This window comes from Pedobacter sp. UBA4863, assembly GCF_002399615.1.
Taxonomy (GTDB): domain Bacteria; phylum Bacteroidota; class Bacteroidia; order Sphingobacteriales; family Sphingobacteriaceae; genus Pedobacter.
In genome coordinates, this window is sequence record NZ_DHDZ01000038.1 from 181,342 (window position 1) to 199,222 (window position 17,881).

General features: G+C 38.2%; 11 protein-coding genes. 10 read left to right on the forward strand and 1 reads right to left on the reverse strand.

Annotation, left to right across the window (positions count from 1 at the left end):
- Positions 1-41: 41 nt before the first annotated feature.
- From B3I52_RS09990 to B3I52_RS10035, 10 genes are all read left to right on the forward strand, one after another.
- Positions 42-1,148: a Fic family protein gene (locus B3I52_RS09990; RefSeq protein WP_293300879.1), complete on the forward strand. Its 1,107-nt coding sequence runs from the start codon at positions 42-44 to the stop codon at positions 1,146-1,148.
- A gap of 479 nt (positions 1,149-1,627) precedes the next feature.
- Positions 1,628-4,645: a tetratricopeptide repeat protein gene (locus B3I52_RS09995; protein ID WP_293300881.1), complete on the forward strand. Its 3,018-nt coding sequence runs from the start codon at positions 1,628-1,630 to the stop codon at positions 4,643-4,645.
- Between the two features lie 11 nt (positions 4,646-4,656).
- Positions 4,657-6,363, forward strand: coding sequence for a TonB-dependent receptor (locus B3I52_RS10000; protein ID WP_293300882.1), 1,707 nt, complete (start codon positions 4,657-4,659; stop codon positions 6,361-6,363).
- A 31-nt stretch (positions 6,364-6,394) separates the two neighbouring features.
- Positions 6,395-7,870: an SPOR domain-containing protein gene (locus tag B3I52_RS10005; protein ID WP_293300883.1), complete on the forward strand. Its 1,476-nt coding sequence runs from the start codon at positions 6,395-6,397 to the stop codon at positions 7,868-7,870.
- 6 nt (positions 7,871-7,876) lie between these two features.
- Positions 7,877-8,587: a MotA/TolQ/ExbB proton channel family protein gene (locus B3I52_RS10010; protein WP_293300885.1), complete on the forward strand. Its 711-nt coding sequence runs from the start codon at positions 7,877-7,879 to the stop codon at positions 8,585-8,587.
- Positions 8,587-8,988, forward strand: a complete 402-nt coding sequence (locus B3I52_RS10015; RefSeq protein WP_293300887.1) for an ExbD/TolR family protein — start codon at positions 8,587-8,589, stop codon at positions 8,986-8,988. Before B3I52_RS10010 ends, B3I52_RS10015 begins: the two co-directional genes overlap by 1 nt.
- A 2-nt stretch (positions 8,989-8,990) precedes the next feature.
- Positions 8,991-9,803, forward strand: coding sequence for an energy transducer TonB (locus B3I52_RS10020; RefSeq protein WP_293300889.1), 813 nt, complete (start codon positions 8,991-8,993; stop codon positions 9,801-9,803).
- Between the two features lie 88 nt (positions 9,804-9,891).
- Entirely contained in the window at positions 9,892-11,178 is a 1,287-nt protein-coding gene (locus B3I52_RS10025; protein ID WP_293300891.1) for a bifunctional folylpolyglutamate synthase/dihydrofolate synthase, read from the forward strand.
- Between the two features lie 72 nt (positions 11,179-11,250).
- Positions 11,251-12,918 carry an alkaline phosphatase PafA gene (gene pafA, locus B3I52_RS10030; protein WP_293300893.1) on the forward strand — a complete coding sequence of 556 codons (1,668 nt, stop codon included), beginning with the start codon at positions 11,251-11,253 and terminating at the stop codon, positions 12,916-12,918.
- 218 nt (positions 12,919-13,136) lie between these two features.
- A complete protein-coding gene (locus B3I52_RS10035) occupies positions 13,137-16,502 on the forward strand; it encodes a methylmalonyl-CoA mutase family protein (RefSeq protein ID WP_293300895.1) in 3,366 nt (1,121 codons plus the stop codon).
- Positions 16,503-16,546: 44 nt separating this feature from the next.
- On the opposite strand, the gene B3I52_RS10040 is transcribed toward B3I52_RS10035, so the two are convergent.
- Positions 16,547-17,527 (reverse strand): acyl-ACP desaturase, encoded by a 981-nt coding sequence (locus B3I52_RS10040; protein ID WP_293300897.1) that lies wholly within the window; start codon positions 17,525-17,527, stop codon positions 16,547-16,549.
- Positions 17,528-17,881: the final 354 nt, after the last annotated feature.

The following is a 17,881-nucleotide window of genomic DNA, read 5'->3' on the forward strand; positions in this document are numbered from 1 at the left end:
GCGAATAAATCGTATATTTACCGAATAATTGATTTTAGGCAATGGCAAAATACATCTATGAACATAAAAAATGGACAGATTTCACTTGGAATGAAAAAGCCATAAACGCTGTATTCGGAAAAGTAAAACTAATGCAGGGCAAAATCATCGGTCAGATGAACGCTTTAGCTTTTTCTGCCAAAGAAGAAGCTACGCTTACAGCCTTAACCTTAGATGTGGTGAAGTCGAGCGAAATAGAAGGCGAATTACTCAACTACGACCAAGTCCGTTCTTCCATTGCAAGACGTTTGGGTATTAACACCGCAGGGCTTGTGCCAAGTAGCCGCCATATAGAAGGCGTAGTAGAAATGATGCTTGATGCTACCCAACGCTACACTTTGCCTTTAACCGAAGAGCGGTTGTTCGGATGGCACGCGGCACTTTTTCCAACAGGTTACAGCGGACCTTACGCCATAGAAGTAGGCAAGTACCGCACAAGTGAAATGCAGGTTGTTTCGGGTGCTATGGGCAAAGAAAAGATACACTACGAAGCCGTAAAACCCAAATTGGTAAAAGCCGAAATGGACAAGTTTTTAGATTGGTTTAATAATGATAATCAGCTCGACCTTGTATTGAAAGCTGCCATTGCCCATTTTTGGTTTATTATCATTCACCCATTTGATGACGGAAATGGACGAATAGGGAGAGCCGTAACCGATATGTTCCTTGCTCGTGCCGAAAGCAGTGGAGAACGTTTTTATAGTATGTCGAGCCAAATTTTGGTAGAACGCAAACGCTACTACGAAGTATTACAAAAAGTGCAACACAGCACGGGCGACATTACGGAATGGCTTGAATGGTTTTTGCATTGTCTTAAAAATGCAATGCTTGCCACCGAACACACCACACAACGCATTTTACGTAAAGCCGAATTTTGGAAACTCAATGAAAAAGCGCCAATCAACGAACGCCAACGCACCGTTTTGAATATGTTGTTAGACGGATTTGACGGAAAGTTACAATCGTCAAAATGGGCGAAGATTACGAAAGTTTCAACAGACACCGCATTACGTGATATAAAGGATTTAATAGAGAAAGGCATATTGCAAGCAACAGGCGAAGGCGGGCGAAATGCCAATTATGAACTTGTTGACTTTACACTCCACTAAAAAACGGCATTGACAAAATGGAAGCAGCACACAAAGAAATAAAAAGCACAGCCTACAACAAGGGTAACTGTTGCACAACATTTAATCTTTAGAAAAAACGACGCATTTTTAGCCTCTATAAGCGAAACTAGTGTTAGCGATTAAAACAATCCAGCAAATTACACAAGTCCATAAAGCCTTGTACATCCCTCCGAAAAACCTTTTAATGACATTTGACTTGCGCTAAAGAATGGGATATCGATCTTTTAACACTTCAATTCTAAATTAGAAAGCCTTCATTTAAAAAATTTAATAAGCCATACCAAGCTCACAGTCATTTCGTTAAATGTCTGTTATCAACATATGTTAATTTTTTATGTTGATACCTAACTACATTAACTTTATTTTAGTACCAACTCTATTTAAAACCAATGCACATTTGTGCTGTATGGTTTTAAGGTGGTTTAACACAGCAAAGCTGCATAAAGCACATAACACAAATGAAAAAAAGATATTTATTGGTTCCCTTATTTATAGCAAGCGGATATGGATTTGGCTATGCACAAATTAGTCCGCTGGTAAAGCTGAATCAGAACTACCAAAGTGGCCTAGAACTGCTTGAAAAAGAAAAATATATTGCGGCGGCGCAACAGTTTAAAATGGTAGAACAGTTTAGAAATAAGCCCAGTACACAGCAATTGAGTAATGCAGAACTAAGCACCATTAAAGAAAACTCAAAGTTTTATGCGGCGGTTTGTGCCATAGAATTGGGTAATGATGATGCCGAGGCCCTTTTTCAAGAGTTTATAAAAGAATATCCATTAAACCCCAATACCAAATTGGCTTATTTCTATATGGGAAAAGCTTATTTTGGGCAAAAAAACTACGACAAGGCTCTGGCTTGGTTTAACCAGGCCGATCCTACCTCGTTGTCGGGCAAACAACGTTTAGAATATCAGTTTAAGCAAGGCTATGCCTATTTCGAAAAAGACGACATAGAAAAAGCAGAACCTTTATTTGAAGCTGTTAAGAAAGAAGATTCGCCTTTTAAAGAAAGTGCAACTTATTATTTTGCCTACATCAATTACCTAAACAAGGAATACAAAACTGCACTTGCCAATTTCGAAAAACTAAAAGGATCTACTGCTTACGAAAGCAGTTATCCTTACTACATTACTTCGATGTATTATTTGGACGAGCGCTATGACGATGTAATTGAATACGCTATTCCGATAATGGAAAAAACCAAGCAAAAATACGAAGCAGAAATGTTGAGCTTGGTAGCGGCGTCATACTTTGCCAAATCGGAATTTAAAAATGCAGAAAAATACTTTGCAGCCTATTACGAGAAAGATAAAAACCAAGTTAAAAACAACCTTTTTGTATATCAATATGGATATACTTTATTTCAAAATGGCAAATACAAAGAATCTGTAGCCATTTTAGAAAAACTAAACACTGATGATGTTTACCTACAAAACGGTATGTTTACTTTAGGTAAAGCAGCATTAAAATTAAATGCTAAAGAAAAAGCCAGAAATGCTTTTTTTAGATCATCTCGTTTAGAGTTTGACAAAAACATGCAGGAAGAAGCTTGGATTAATTATGCAAAACTAAGCTACGAACTAGAGTTTAACCAACAGGCTTTAGATGCTACACAAAATTTCCTCAAAACTTTTCCTAGCTCTAAAAAAATTAACGAGGCAAAGACTTTGTTGGGCGAAATCTTGTTAACGAGCAAAAATTACCAAGCTGCCATTGATATTTTAGAGCCTATCCCAAATAAAACGCCAGAAGCTAAAGCCGCTTATCAAAAAGTAACTTATTTCCGTGGATTAGAGTTTTATAACGAACGGGCTTTTCCTAACGCTTTATCTATGTTTTTGCGTTCTGAAAACTTTACCGAAGACAAAGAAATTTATGCACTTAGCACTTATTGGAAAGCCGAAGCCGCTTACGAACTACGCAAATATGGCGAGGCTGTAAAAACGTTCGAAAAGTTTTTGGCCATGGAAGAAGCTAAAAAAACAGACATTTACAATTTTGCGAACTACGCCTTAGGCTATGCTGCTTTTGAAGATGAAAAATATGTTAAAGCGGCCAACTATTTCGAGCGTTTTTTAAGAGGTGCAGATAAAGACGCCAAAACGGTAAACGATGCAACGTTGCGTTTAGCAGATTCGTATTTCGTAAACAAAAATTATGGAGATGCCCTAGCCTACTACAATAGAATTATTGCCAACAAGCAAACCGGAGAAGACTATGCACTTTTTCAACGGGGAATGATACAAGGGCTACAAAAACAGGACGATGCCAAAATTGCCACAATGCAAAGCCTGTTAAAACAGTTCCCTAACTCTAACTACTCGGACGATGCCGGCTTTGAAACTGCCTACACCTATTTTAACAAAGGCGAACTGGAAAAGTCGAAAACAGATTTAGTTGGCTTGGTAGCCCAATACCCACGCAGCAGCTACGTGCCAAAAGCTTTACTAACCATCGGTTTGGTACAATACAACCAAGACCAAGATGATATGGCTTTAGAATCTTTCAAGAAAGTAATTAGAGATTATCCTAGTACGCCTGACGCCAAACAAGCATTAGAATCTATTAAAAACATTTACGTAGATCGTGGAGACGCTACTGGCTTTATTTCTTACGCCGCTACAACCCCATTGGGCAATTATTCGATGAGCGAACAAGACAACATCATGTTCCAATCGGCAAATAACATTTATTTACGTGGCGATGCTAAAGGAGCTTACGAAGCCATTAATGCTTATTTAGATAAGTTCCCAAAACCAATTCATGATAAAGAAGCGAAATTTATCAGGGCCGAGTCGTTAGTAAAATTAGGTCGTTCGGCAGAAGCTATTGCCGATTACGATTACATTTTAAACGATTGGACTAGCGACTATACCGAACGTTCTTTAATGAGTGTTTCTAAGGTGCTAATGCAAGAGAAAAAATACAACGAAGCCATTGTTTACCTAAAAAGGTTAGAAACAACGGCCGATTACAAAGCACACCATACTTATGCCATTAACAACTTAATTAAAGCTTACAATGAGCTAAACATGCCTGATGATATGCTGAAATATGCTGAGATGGTGAGAACATCTGACAAAGCGTCTGAAGAGGAAAAAAACAGCTCAGATTTGTATGCAGGAAAAGCTTATTTGTTAAAGGCAGATACCACGGCAGCAATAAAATCATTTAACAAAGTGGTTGCCACTACCAAAACCTTGGCCGCCGCAGAAGCTAAGTACAACCTTGCATTTTTACAATATGCCAAAGGCGATTACAAAACATCTCAAAAAACTTGTTTCGATTTAATTAACAACATGCCTTCTTATGATTATTGGGTGGCTAAATCTTTCATCCTTTTAGCCGACAACTACTTGGCCCTAAAAGATAAAATGCAGGCAAAAAGCACCTTGTTAAGTATTATCGATAACTATGAAGGTAACGATGATATTCTACCAACGGCAAAAGAAAAATTGGCAAAGATTAACTAGAAAAACACAACATGAGATTTAATAAAACAACATATTTTACCTTTGCTTTAATTTTTGGAGCAACTATTTTGCATGCGCAAGATGTAAAACCTCCAGAAAAAACTGAAAAAACGGTTAGTGAAGAAATTGAAATTATAAGACCTTATAAGCCGGTATTGGCCGAAGCGGTTAAATTGAGAAGAAGCCCCGATTTAGACAACATAAAGACTTATAAAGCAAAGTTCAACTATCAATTAACCGACAGAAAACTGGAGCTGAACACAGATATTCAAAAATTACAGGCCCAAAAAGTAGCCGACGAGCACCAAGCAGAACTATTTAACAATTACGTAAAGGGAGGTTTTGGCAATTTGGGTACTTTTCTTGCAGAAGCTTACGTGGGCATGGGGAAAGATCCGGCCTTGCAAACAGGTGCATTCTTTAGGCATTTCGGGCAATCGGGCAAATTAAACAAGCAAGATGAAAACCGTCAGCAATTAAGCGTTTTTGGCCGAAGCATTGGCAACGGTGCAACACTTAATGGCAAATTAAACTACCAAAGACATGGCTTATATTTTTACGGAATTGACGAGGAAAAGCCAACCTTAAATCCTAACCCGGAAAAGCAAATGTTCAATTTCTTTGAACTAGAAGGCGAAGCCATTAGCAAATTTACCCCAGATCAAAATGCCTTTAGTTATGCGGCAAAAGTAAACGGCTATTTGTTTAACGATAGGTTTAATGCCAAAGAAAGCTCGCTTACCCTAAATGGTTACATGAATAAGCGTATCCAGAGTTTTAACTTAGGGTTGGCCGCATCGGTAGAGTTAGGCAAAGCCAAAGATTTAAGCACCGAAGTTACCAATAACCTTTTGCGTGTAAATCCTTATATCAAACTGCAAGCAGGTGGCGTAAAAATTATTGCGGGGGCAAACATTGCACAAGAGTTTGGCACCAATGTGAGCACCAGAATTTTCCCTGCCATAACTGCCGATTTCACCTTAATACCAGATTTCCTACAAGTATTTGGCGAAATTAAAGGAGATGTAAATCGTCATACACTAAAAGACTTTATCGATGAAAATCCTTTCTTAAACCAAAATATTTTTATCCAAAACAGTGTAGAAAAATTAAGCATTAGTGGTGGTATTAAAGGCACTGGTGGCCCAGGTTTTGGCTATAAGGCCCGTTTTTACAGTAGAGAAATTACCGATATGCCACTGTTTGTAAACAGCTATGCTTCGTTCAATAAGTTTGATGTGATTTATGATTTTGGCAAAACCCAAATATTAGGTTTAGAAGGAGAGTTAACCGTACAAGTTAGCGACAACTTAAAATGGACAGGTAAATTAAACATGGAAGATTACAAGGCAGGTGCAGAGAAGGAAAGTTATTTTAAGCCACAAATGCGCCTTTCTTCTAATTTTATGTTCGTGTATAATAAAAAATTAACCTTTGATGCCGCCATTACCCTACAAGATGATAGCAAGGCAAAAGTTTTTACTGCCAACCCATTAAATCCCGATGGCTCTTACCCGCCAAAACCAGACTTTAACAATGAAAAAATTGTAAATGTAAAAGGTTTTGTAGATTTGGGAATAGGTGCCAATTACAAAATCAACGATAAATTTTCGGTTTTTGCCAAAGCAAATAACATATTAAACACTAATTACAGCAGATTTTTATATTACCGTTTAAATGGTTTTAATATCTTTGGCGGCTTAACCTATTCGTTTTAAAAGGTTAAATTTTATAATTATTTTTACCCAAATGGATATATTACAATACCTTATCACGCTTTTAAAAACCCGTAAACAAATTGGTATTGAAGGCTTGGGTACTTTATATAAAAAGAAAACCCCTGGAAGATACGATGCAGAAACACATTCTTTTTTGCCTCCTAGCTATACCTTAGCGTTTACTACAGACTTATTAGAAAACAACCATCTTAGCGCATATATCCAAGCCCAAAGAAACCTCTCTGAAGATTCTGCAAAATACTTTATTAGCCAATTTGTTGAAGAACTACAAAAAGATGTAAAACAAGGCAATTACACCCTAGCTAATTTAGGAAGCTTTACTACTGTTGATGGCCAGCTTACTTTTACACCTAGCGAACACATCAATACAGGTTTTGATTTTTTTGCACTGCCAGCTGTTACGGCTCAAATTTCGGCACCAATAACTGCCGAAGATGAAACCATTGAGGAAGTTGTTGAAGAAAGCTTAGCACAGAAAACTGAAGAACCATCAATAGAACAAGTACAGGTGCCGGAGTTTGAACAAGAGCTAAACAAACTTGATATAACCAAAGAGACCGAACCAGAGCCTATTGCAGCAGAAGAGGAAATACCTACACCAGCAGCTACTGCTGTAAACCTTGAGCAAGAAAGCATTGAAGCTGAAACCGCTAAAGAAGAAGCTGAAAATGAGGTTTTTGAAGAAATTACTGAAGTTCCAGAAAGTTTTGTTAAACCAACAACTGCCCCTGAAGGCAACACTGCCGACACTTGGAATTTCGACAACGAAAACGTGATTGTTGCGGAGGATGTTAACCAAGCAACAGCTCATGCTGAAAGTGCCGAAAAAATAGATGGTGTTAAATTAACCGCCCCTACCCATAAATGGGATTTTGACACAATTGACAATAGCACTAACGAAGAAAACACCTTAATTGGTGAGTTTGAGGGCAACGAGGAAGTCTATGAAGAGGAAGAAACACCAAAAATGCCACTTTACCAAAAGTTGAGCTTAGGCTTGCTTGTACTAGTGGTGGTTTTTGGTATCCTTTATTTTGTTAAGCCCGATATTTTTGAAAGTTTTAGAAGAAACACTTCCAGTTCTAACGAAAAAATGGCAGTGCCTATTCAAAGAAGCAATTTAAAAACACAACAAGACTCGCTTTCTTTTGCAGATAGCATTATGCAAAGTGCCGAGAAAGCTGGTTTAGATGTACAACCCGCCAAGGATACATTGAAGGTGAGTACTTCTAAGTCAGAAGTAAAACCTATCATCACTTATGATGTTATCATTGCTTCTTTTGCCACAGAAACAAAAGCAAATGAATACGTTAACCGTATGAAGAAAAAAGGATTTGATGCAAAAATATCTGCCATGCATGGGTCACGTAAAAATATTAGTATTGCAACTTATAACAATGTTGATTCGGCCGAAAAACATCTTGCCAAATTCCGTAAGCAATTCAAAAACTCAGAGATCTATATCCAAAAAATTAAAAACAATTAACACACAATGATATTATTATTAACCACTTTACAAGACACGGTTCAAAACCTAGTTGACACAGCCCAAACAGTACCTACAACGGCCATAAAACCTCAGGAAGATCTCCACTTTATAGATTTACTTTTTAAAGGCGGCTGGGTAATGATTCCGCTTTCGTTATTGGCTTTTTTGGGCTTAGTTATTTTTATAGAAAGGTATTTAACCATTCGTAAAGCTTCAAAAAGCGACACCAACCTATTGTTCCAAATTAGACAAAACATTAAAGAAGGACGGTTAGAAAGTGCCATTGCGTTATGTAAGAATACGCCATCGCCATTGGCACGTATGTTAGAAAAAGGTTTAAAGCGAATTGGCCGTCCTATTAAAGAAATTGAAGGTGCTATTGAAAACACTGGTAAACTAGAAGTTTCTAAATTGGAAAAAAACATCGGTATTTTAGGTATTATTGCCGGTATAGCCCCAATGCTTGGTTTTGTGGGTACCATTATTGGGGTAATTACTATCTTTCGTGAGGTTTCTGCACAAGGCGCCATAGAAATTGGCACCATTTCTGGTGGTTTATATACTAAAATGATTACCTCTGCAACAGGATTGATCATCGGTATTATGGCTTATGTGCTTTACCATATCCTTAACATGATGGTAGAAAAAATCATCCTTAGAATGGAAACCGACGCTATTGATTTTATCGATCTATTAGAAGAACCAGGAAAATAATGAACTTAAAAAACAGAAAGAAAGGTACAGTACAAGTACATACCGAAGCATTGAACGACATTATGTTTTTCTTGATGTTGTTTTTTCTTCTGGCTTCTGCTGTGGTAAACCCACAGGTGGTAAAATTGTTGCTTCCTCGCTCTTCTTCTGGGCAGCAGGCCAATAACCAAAAATCAATTACGGTAAGTATCGATGAAAACCTCAATTACTTTATCGATAAACGACCGGTAAGCTTAGAAGCCATGGAAGGCCAAATACAAAGTCAAATTAACCAAGATACCGACTTAACCATTGTATTGTATGTGGCAAGAGGTGTATCTATAGAAAATACCATGAAAGTATTTGACGTGGCCAACAAATTAAAACTGAAAGTTGTTTTGGCTGTGGAACAGAAAAAATAAATATGGCACAAAACCATCAAGAAGAAAATAATTATCCAAAAGCGCTAGCTATTTCTACGCTATTAATGGGCGCCTTTATTGCGTTAAGCTTTCTATGGATAATTGGCAAATTTGAACCTAACGAAGAGTTGGGCATGGGTGGCATGGTGGTAAATTATGGCACATCGGTTACTGGTATGGGCACAGATTATACCAGTATGGAAGAACCTTCGATGGCACCAGATGCCAATGGCAAAAAACCAGATCAGATTACCCCAGACCCATCGAATAAAAGTGTTTCTACTCAGCTAAGCGATAAAAATCTTGCCACACAAGATATGGATGAGGCAGTAAGCGTAAATACCAAAGAAACTAAAAGTAACGCCAACCCAAGTAACCAGGAAAGTAAAGCCGAACAACCAGCCATAAATCAAAATGCAATTTACAAAGGCAAAAAAAACAATGCAACGGGTGGTGGCGATGGCACGGGTACCACACCTGGCAACCAAGGCGACCCAGATGGCGACCCTTTAGCACCTTTTTATGGCGACGGTGGTTCGGGGTTTGGAAATAAACCATTGCCATTGAGCAACTTTAGAAATTTGGTAAAACCTGATGATGATGGACAGGAAACTGGAACTATTATGGTAAAAATAGAAGTTAACAAATCTGGCAGAATTGTTAGGGCAACTGCTGGCGCTAGAGGAAGCACATTTAAGAACAACGTTTTAGAAGATAAATGTGAAAGAGCTATGTTAAACGCTTCTTTAAATGCAATTACTAAAGGCCCCGACATACGTATTTTCTATGTACCATTTAAGTTTATCGTAAAATAATTTAGGTTTTTACATATAGGAGTTTTACAACCGTTGTAGAAGATTTTTTTATTCGCTCTGCGCAATAGTAGCCAAACACCAAACTAAAATGACTTACCAACAAACGGTAGATTACCTATACAGCCGCTTGCCAATGTTCACTAGAGTTGGCGCTTCGGCTTTTAAAAAAAATTTAGATAACACCATAGCACTTTGCAATGCGTTAGACAATCCACAAACCAACTACAAAACCATTCATATTGGCGGCACCAATGGCAAAGGTTCTACTTCGCACATGTTGGCGGCCATTTTACAACAGGCTGGCTATAAAACTGGATTGTACACCTCTCCTCACCTCAAAGATTTTAGGGAGCGTATTCGTGTAAACGGCAAAATGGTGTCAAAAAGCTTTGTAACCAATTTTGTAAAGCAACAGCAAAAGCTTATTAATAAAATTGAGCCCTCATTTTTTGAAGTTACTGTAGGCATGGCCTTCTCGTATTTCGAGCAAGAAAAGGTGGATGTAGCTGTAATAGAAGTTGGCTTAGGTGGCCGTTTAGACTCTACCAACATCATCCATCCAGATTTATCGGTAATTACCAACATCAGCTTAGACCACACCAATATGCTGGGCAATACTTTTGCCGAAATTGCCTTTGAAAAAGCAGGTATCATTAAACCAAATACACCGGCAATAATTGGCGAACGCCATCCAGAAACCGATGCGGTGTTCACCCAAAAAGCAACCGCACAAAATGCCACTTTAATATTTGCTGAAGATGAACTTAGCATAGCCAACATTTCTAAAAAAGCAGCTGTACTAAAGTTAGATGTTCTTCAAAAAAATAAAGTTTTACTAAAAGAACTAAAGCTAGATTTAACGGGAACTTACCAACTAAAAAACATTATAACTGTAATAGAGGCGGTTCAGGAACTAAAAAAAATAGGTTACCAAATACCAGATGCGGCAATTTATGAAGCTTTAAGAAATGTAAAAAAGCTTACAGGCCTACAAGGCAGGTGGCAAACGCTTGCTATAAATCCGCTAGTTATTTGCGATACCGGCCACAACACAGCAGGCATTAGCGAAGTAATTCAAAATATTAACCAAACACCGCATGAACGTTTACACATGGTAATGGGCATGGTAAAGGATAAGGATATTAGTGCGGTACTAGCATTGCTTCCTAAACAGGCAACCTACTATTTTTGCCAGCCGCAGCTAGAAAGAGCCTTGCCTTCAGCTGAGTTGGCGTTGCAAGCAGCTAACTATAAACTTAAAGGAGACGCATTTAAAACCGTTGCAGAAGCACTAGCAGCAGCAAAAACCAATGCTACTCGTAACGATTTGATATTTGTAGGTGGCAGTACTTTCGTTGTGGCCGAAATTATATAGAATAGTTACAATATACTTTTATTATCTTAACAGCTGTTTGATACCTTTACATAAAATCTTATCGTGCACATCATGAAAATTAGACTTTTTTGTCTCTCCTTAGCTATTTTATTTACCAATAGCATTACCGCCCAAAAAGCAATCAAGAATAATAAAAACGCTACTAACACCTATCCCCAAACTATTGCCCGTCCAAAATTAGTTGTTGGTATGGTAGTAGATCAAATGCGTTGGGATTATTTATATCGTTTTTACAGCAGGTATGGGCAAGGAGGATTTAAACGTTTAATTAATGAAGGATTTTCTGCAGAGAACACCTTAATTCCTTATACGCCCACATTAACTGCTTGCGGCCATTCTTCTATCTACACGGGTTCTGTTCCTGCCATTAATGGTATTATTGGCAATAATTGGTTCGATGCACAATTGGGCAGAGATGTGTATTGTGTAGAAGATAAAAATGTAAATACCGTTGGAAGCACGAGTAAAGCTGGCTTAATGTCGCCTAAAAACTTATTAGTTACCACGGTAACCGACGAGCTGAGGTTAGCCACTAACTTTAGAAGCAAAACAATTAGCATTTCTATGAAAGATAGAGGTGCAATTCTTCCTGGTGGGCATACCTCAAATGGTTCTTATTGGTACGATGGGCAAACTGGAAACTTTATTACAAGTACGCATTACATGCCACAACTACCAGTTTGGGTAAACGATTTTAATACCCAAAAACTACCTAACAAATATTTTGCAGAAGATTGGCATACCATCTACCCAATAGCAACTTACCTAGAAAGCACCAGCGACAATAAAGCTTACGAAAGGTTATTTAAAGGAGCTAAAACCCCAACTTTCCCTCACCTATTTAAGCAATACGCAAACAAAAACTACGCCATGCTTACCAGCATGCCACAAGGCAATACCTTTACGCTCGAGTTTGCTAAAACCGCTATTGCTGCCGAAAAATTAGGCCAAGCAGGCAACACCGATTTCTTGGCTGTTAGTCTTTCTTCCACAGATTATGTAGGTCATCAGTTTGGGCCAAACGCTATTGAATTAGAAGACACTTACCTAAGACTTGATAAAGACATGGAAAGTTTTTTCAATTACCTAGACAAAACCATTGGTAAAGGCAATTATTTATTTTTCTTAACTGCCGACCACGGCGTTAGCCATGTACCCGGCTTTTCTAAAGAGAACAAGCTACCTGGAGGCGGTTTAGCTCCTAAAAAATATAAAGCCGAACTAGATAGTTTAATTTTAAAAGAATTCAACGTAGAAGATGCCATATTCACCTTAATAAATAACCAATTAATTTTTAATACAGATGCCATTAAAGCTGCAAAAGCAGATTATAGCAAAATAAAACAGTTCAGTATAGATTATTTAATTAAACAAGAAGGTGTTTTAACAGCTGTTGATGTAAAAAACCTTGGTAATGCCAGTCTTCCACAAGAATTAAAAACTAAAATTACCAATGGCTATAATGCCCGCCGAAGCGGAGATGTATATATCGTATTAGACGCAGGCTGGTATCCAACATTAAATCCTGGCACTGGCCATGCCGCTTGGAACCCCTACGATAGCCATATTCCTAACGTGTTTATGGGCTGGGGAGTTAAAACAGGAAAAACCAACAAAGAATATTACATGACAGATATTGCCCCTACAGTTTCGGCGCTTTTACACATCCAACAACCAAGTGGAAGTATAGGTAAAGTAATTACCGAACTAATGAAATAAATATTTAACAGATTGTTAATCAAATCCTCCATTCAGTTTATCGAATTGAGGATTTTTTATTTACACCGTTGTTTTTATATAATTTTAACAACTGGAACCCGCTTTTTTTACCTTCTAATTTTAAATTATCATTTCGCAAAACATTACCTTTGGTAAATAATTTCTAACCCAATATTTATATTCAACCTCACTATCATTTCCTTCGGAAAGCTATTATTATGGATAAAATTGAAATTTATAAACCTAAGCATAAGATACGTTTTGTAACTGCTGCCGCCCTGTTCGATGGCCACGATGCCACCATAAACATCATGCGTAGAATCTTGCAGTCTAGCGGGGCCGAGGTGATACATTTAGGTCATAATAGATCGGTAGAAGAAGTGGTTAATTGCGCCATACAAGAAGACGTACAGGGAATTGCCATGACTTCTTACCAAGGCGGGCATATGGAGTACTTTAAATACATGTACAATTTATTGCAGGAACGTGACGCAGGGCATATCAAAATTTTTGCTGGTGGTGGCGGTGTTATTTTGCCAAATGAAATTGAGGAACTAGAAAAATATGGCATTGCCAAAATCTACGCTCCAGATGACGGCCGTAAAATGGGCTTGCAGGGCATGATTAACGATATGCTCCAAAAAACTGACTTTGTAACGGTTACCGCACTAAGTAACGAAACGGAGCACCTCACTCAAAAAGAAAACAGAAAAATTGCCAGGCTTATTTCTTCAGCAGAAAACAATGCCGATCATTTCGAAAGCACACTTAAAGCATTACAGCAAAACCAGCCAACCAACCCTCCGGTTTTAGGTATTACAGGTACTGGTGGTGCCGGAAAATCTTCGTTAGTAGATGAATTAGTACGAAGGTTTTTAATTGAAGTACCCGACAAAACCATTGCCATTATTTCTGTTGATCCCTCCAAAAGAAAAACTGGCGGCGCATTATTAGGAGATAGAATTCGTATGAATGCCATTAACAGCCCTCGGGTTTACATGCGTTCATTAGCTACTCGGCAGGCCAATTTAGCACTCTCAAAAAACGTTCAAGAAAGCATTGACATTTGTAAAGCCGCAGGTTTTGATTTAATAATAGTAGAAACTTCGGGTATTGGGCAATCGGATACTGAAATTACTGAACATTGCAATGTTTCTTTATACGTAATGACCCCAGAATTTGGTGCAGCAACCCAATTGGAAAAAATAGATATGTTGGATTTTGCTGATCTGGTGGCCATCAACAAATTTGATAAAAGAGGTGCTTTAGATGCTTTACGCGATGTACGGAAACAGTACAAACGCAACCATAACATCTTCGATGCAAAAGAGGAAGAAATCCCAGTTTACGGAACCATGGCCTCGCAGTTTAATGATCCTGGCATGAACAATTTGTTTGTGGCCTTAATCCATAAAATTGAAGAAAAAACCAAGGTAGCTTTCGCAGCCAAAATGGAAATGACCTCTTCCCAATCAGAGAAAACCTATATCATTCCTCCGGAAAGAACAAGGTACCTTTCTGAAATAGCCGAAGCCAGCGAACAGTACAACGAGTGGGTAGCTAAACAAGTAAATATCGCCCGCAAAATGTATCAGCTAAATGGGGTAATTGATTTATTAAAAGAAGAGAAAAAGCAGGAGGTAGCAACACTAACGCAATATTATAGCCAACAAGAAGAGCTATTAGACGGCGAATGTAAAAGGCTACTTCGCGAATGGCCCAATACCAAACAGCAATACCAACAAGATAATTTCATCTACAAAGTAAGAGATAAGGAAATTAAGCAGCCTTTGTTCTACGAATCGCTCTCTAAATTAAGAATTCCGAAGGTTTCTTTACCAAGGTATAATGAATGGGGCGATATTTTAAAATGGTTGTTAACCGAAAATTTACCAGGAGAATTCCCTTATGCAGCTGGCGTATTTCCGCTAAAACGCGATGGAGAAGACCCTACGCGGATGTTTGCCGGCGAAGGAGGCCCAGAAAGAACCAACAAAAGATTTCATTACGTGTCTTTAGGCCAGCCTGCACATCGGTTGTCAACAGCTTTCGATTCGGTAACATTATATGGAGAAGATCCAGATTTAAGACCAGATATTTATGGTAAAATTGGAAACTCCGGCGTAAACATTGCAACTTTAGACGATGCTAAAAAACTATATGCTGGCTTCGATTTGTGTGCCCCAAGCACATCGGTATCTATGACTATTAATGGCCCCGCTCCTATGTTATTAGGGTTTTTCATGAATGTTGCCATAGACCAACAATGCGAAAAGTACATCATCGAAAATGGTTTGCAAAAAGAAGTCGAAGCTAAAATAACCCAAATATTCAACGCTAAAAATATCGACCGCCCATCTTACAACGGCAAACTCCCAGAAGGAAACAACGGTTTAGGCTTAATGCTTTTGGGCGTTACTGGCGACCAAGTGCTACCAAAAGAAATTTACAATAATATTAAAGCACAAGCCATAAGCTCGGTTAGAGGCACCGTACAAGCCGACATTTTGAAAGAAGACCAGGCACAAAACACCTGCATTTTCTCTACCGAATTTGCATTAAGAATGATGGGCGATATACAACAGTATTTCATCATCGAAAAAGTGCGCAATTTCTATTCTGTTTCTATATCTGGATATCACATTGCCGAAGCCGGGGCAAATCCTATCTCTCAATTAGCTTTTACATTAAGTAACGGCTTTACCTTTGTAGAGTATTACTTAAGCAGAGGAATGCACATCGATGATTTTGCACCTAACCTATCTTTCTTCTTTAGCAATGGCATTGATCCAGAATATGCCGTAATTGGCCGTGTAGCTAGACGAATTTGGGCAAAGGCCATTAAAAATAAATATAAAGGTAATGACAGGTCGCAAAAACTAAAATATCATATTCAAACTTCGGGCAGATCGTTACATGCGCAAGAAATAGATTTTAACGACATTAGAACTACCTTACAAGCACTGTACGCCATTTACGACAACTGTAACTCGCTACATACCAATGCCTACGACGAAGCCATTACCACGCCTACCGAAGAGTCGGTGCGCAGAGCGATGGCCATACAACTCATCATCAACAGAGAATTAGGCTTGGCGAAAAATGAAAATCCCTTACAAGGCGCTTTCATTATTGAAGAACTGACAGATTTGGTAGAAGAAGCTGTATTGGCCGAATTTAAAAGGATAAATGATCGTGGAGGTGTTTTAGGCGCCATGGAAACCATGTACCAACGTGGTAAAATACAAGAGGAAAGCTTGTATTACGAAACCTTGAAACATACCGGAGCATTTCCAATTATTGGCGTAAATACATTCCTCAATAAAAATGGTTCTCCTACCATTATTCCTAGAGAGGTTATTCGTGCAACAGAAGAAGAAAAACAGTTTCAAATAGCCACATTAACGGCGTTTCAGCACAGAAATAAAGACAAGGCGGCAGAAATACTGAAAAACTTACAAAAGACTGCCATAGCTGGCGAAAACATCTTCGAGAAACTGTTAGAAGTATGTAAAGTATGTTCTTTGGGGCAAATTAGTAAAGCTTTATACGAAGTGGGTGGCCAATATCGTAGAAATATGTAACAATACAAAACAAGCCACAGATTAACTGTGGCTTGTTTTGTATCTTATGCTAAAATCCATTTAAACTTATAATCCATCGTCGGATTTTTCATTCGTTCTGCAACCCGTAACAAGCGATCTGGCAATCTCATGATATAATCCCTAGCCTTCTCGCCAGCTTCGTTAAGATCACGTACACCTTCTATGTTCCACTCTACAATGAGCTGTTTCAAAATATCTACATAATCAATAGCTGTATATACACCTAAACGTTGTGCAGCATCCGTAAAATGACCAAAAACCTGCCCAATTGGTAAGCCTACTTCTCTTAAAAAATGAGCAGGCATCACAATTTTCTTTTTCATCATGTCATCAAAAGCTAGCATAGCTTCATTTGCATCTACTTTAAAGATCTGTTTGATAAAATCTTTATATGCCTTTGCATGTCGGGCCTCATCCGAAGCTATAACACCGCACATTTTAGAAAGTAAAGTATCACCATCTTTTTTAGCCAAAGAAGCTACCCTTCTATGAGAAATATTGGTAGCCATCTCTTGAAAAGAGGTGTAAATAAAATTACGATAAGGATCATGTCCAGTACCAATATCAAAGCCATCAGCAATCAAATATTGCGTTGAACCTTCCATTTGGCGCATATCTACACGACCAGATAGGTATAAATATTTATTCAGCAAATCACCATGACGGTTCTCTTCAGCAGTCCAATGCCTGTTCCATCTCATCCACCCGCCTTCTTCATCTCTACTTACGCCATCAACCATGGCCAACCACGATTCATAAGTAGGTAAAGCCTCTTCAGTAATCGTATCGCCAATTAAAACAGCCACTAAATCGTAGGATAATTCTCCAGCGCTTTGCTGTAAATCTTTCACTTCTTGAAAAAAATTATCTTTGCTCGCATCTGGTAAAAAATCTGATGGCTGCCAATTTTCATCAATAGGCTTCAAATATGTAGGCATCATCTCCAACATATATTTCTCAATATGTTGCATTACTTCCCTTCTAGATCCGAAATCGATATTCATTAGTTATAAAAAATTAGATAACAAAGATAAGTATTATTAGCCGTTAAGCATGAGTTTATTCTACTTTTAAGAGTGACTCTCATCATAAAAATTCATCTATTATAAAAAATCAGCAATAATTTCTGTCGCGTCCATCGAGATTTTGGATCGGCTGGCGCCCACTTAAGAGGAAACCTTAGTCCAATGTGATTAGGTTAAGCGTTCGCTGGGACGCCAACGAGTTAAACTTTCTTAACTTAATGACAGATTGGGCCGTCAGTACCTGGGCAATAGCCCAATAAACACTGGCATAGTAAAACAAAAAAGCCCCAATGCTATTAGCAAAGGGGCTGTTTAAGTTTAGGCACCGACCTA

Excerpts from the sequence above, each read along its gene's own strand:
- B3I52_RS10005 (WP_293300883.1), top strand. The coding sequence starts at position 6,395 with ATGGATATATTACAATACCTTATCACGCTTTTAAAAACCCGTAAACAA.
- B3I52_RS10025 (WP_293300891.1), top strand. The coding sequence starts at position 9,892 with ATGACTTACCAACAAACGGTAGATTACCTATACAGCCGCTTGCCAATG.
- B3I52_RS10010 (WP_293300885.1), top strand. The coding sequence starts at position 7,877 with ATGATATTATTATTAACCACTTTACAAGACACGGTTCAAAACCTAGTT.
- B3I52_RS09995 (WP_293300881.1), top strand. The coding sequence starts at position 1,628 with ATGAAAAAAAGATATTTATTGGTTCCCTTATTTATAGCAAGCGGATAT.
- pafA (WP_293300893.1), top strand. The coding sequence starts at position 11,251 with ATGAAAATTAGACTTTTTTGTCTCTCCTTAGCTATTTTATTTACCAAT.
- B3I52_RS10035 (WP_293300895.1), top strand. The coding sequence starts at position 13,137 with ATGGATAAAATTGAAATTTATAAACCTAAGCATAAGATACGTTTTGTA.
- B3I52_RS09990 (WP_293300879.1), top strand. The coding sequence starts at position 42 with ATGGCAAAATACATCTATGAACATAAAAAATGGACAGATTTCACTTGG.
- B3I52_RS10040 (WP_293300897.1), bottom strand. The coding sequence starts at position 17,527 with ATGAATATCGATTTCGGATCTAGAAGGGAAGTAATGCAACATATTGAG.
- B3I52_RS10000 (WP_293300882.1), top strand. The coding sequence starts at position 4,657 with ATGAGATTTAATAAAACAACATATTTTACCTTTGCTTTAATTTTTGGA.
- B3I52_RS10020 (WP_293300889.1), top strand. The coding sequence starts at position 8,991 with ATGGCACAAAACCATCAAGAAGAAAATAATTATCCAAAAGCGCTAGCT.
- B3I52_RS10015 (WP_293300887.1), top strand. The coding sequence starts at position 8,587 with ATGAACTTAAAAAACAGAAAGAAAGGTACAGTACAAGTACATACCGAA.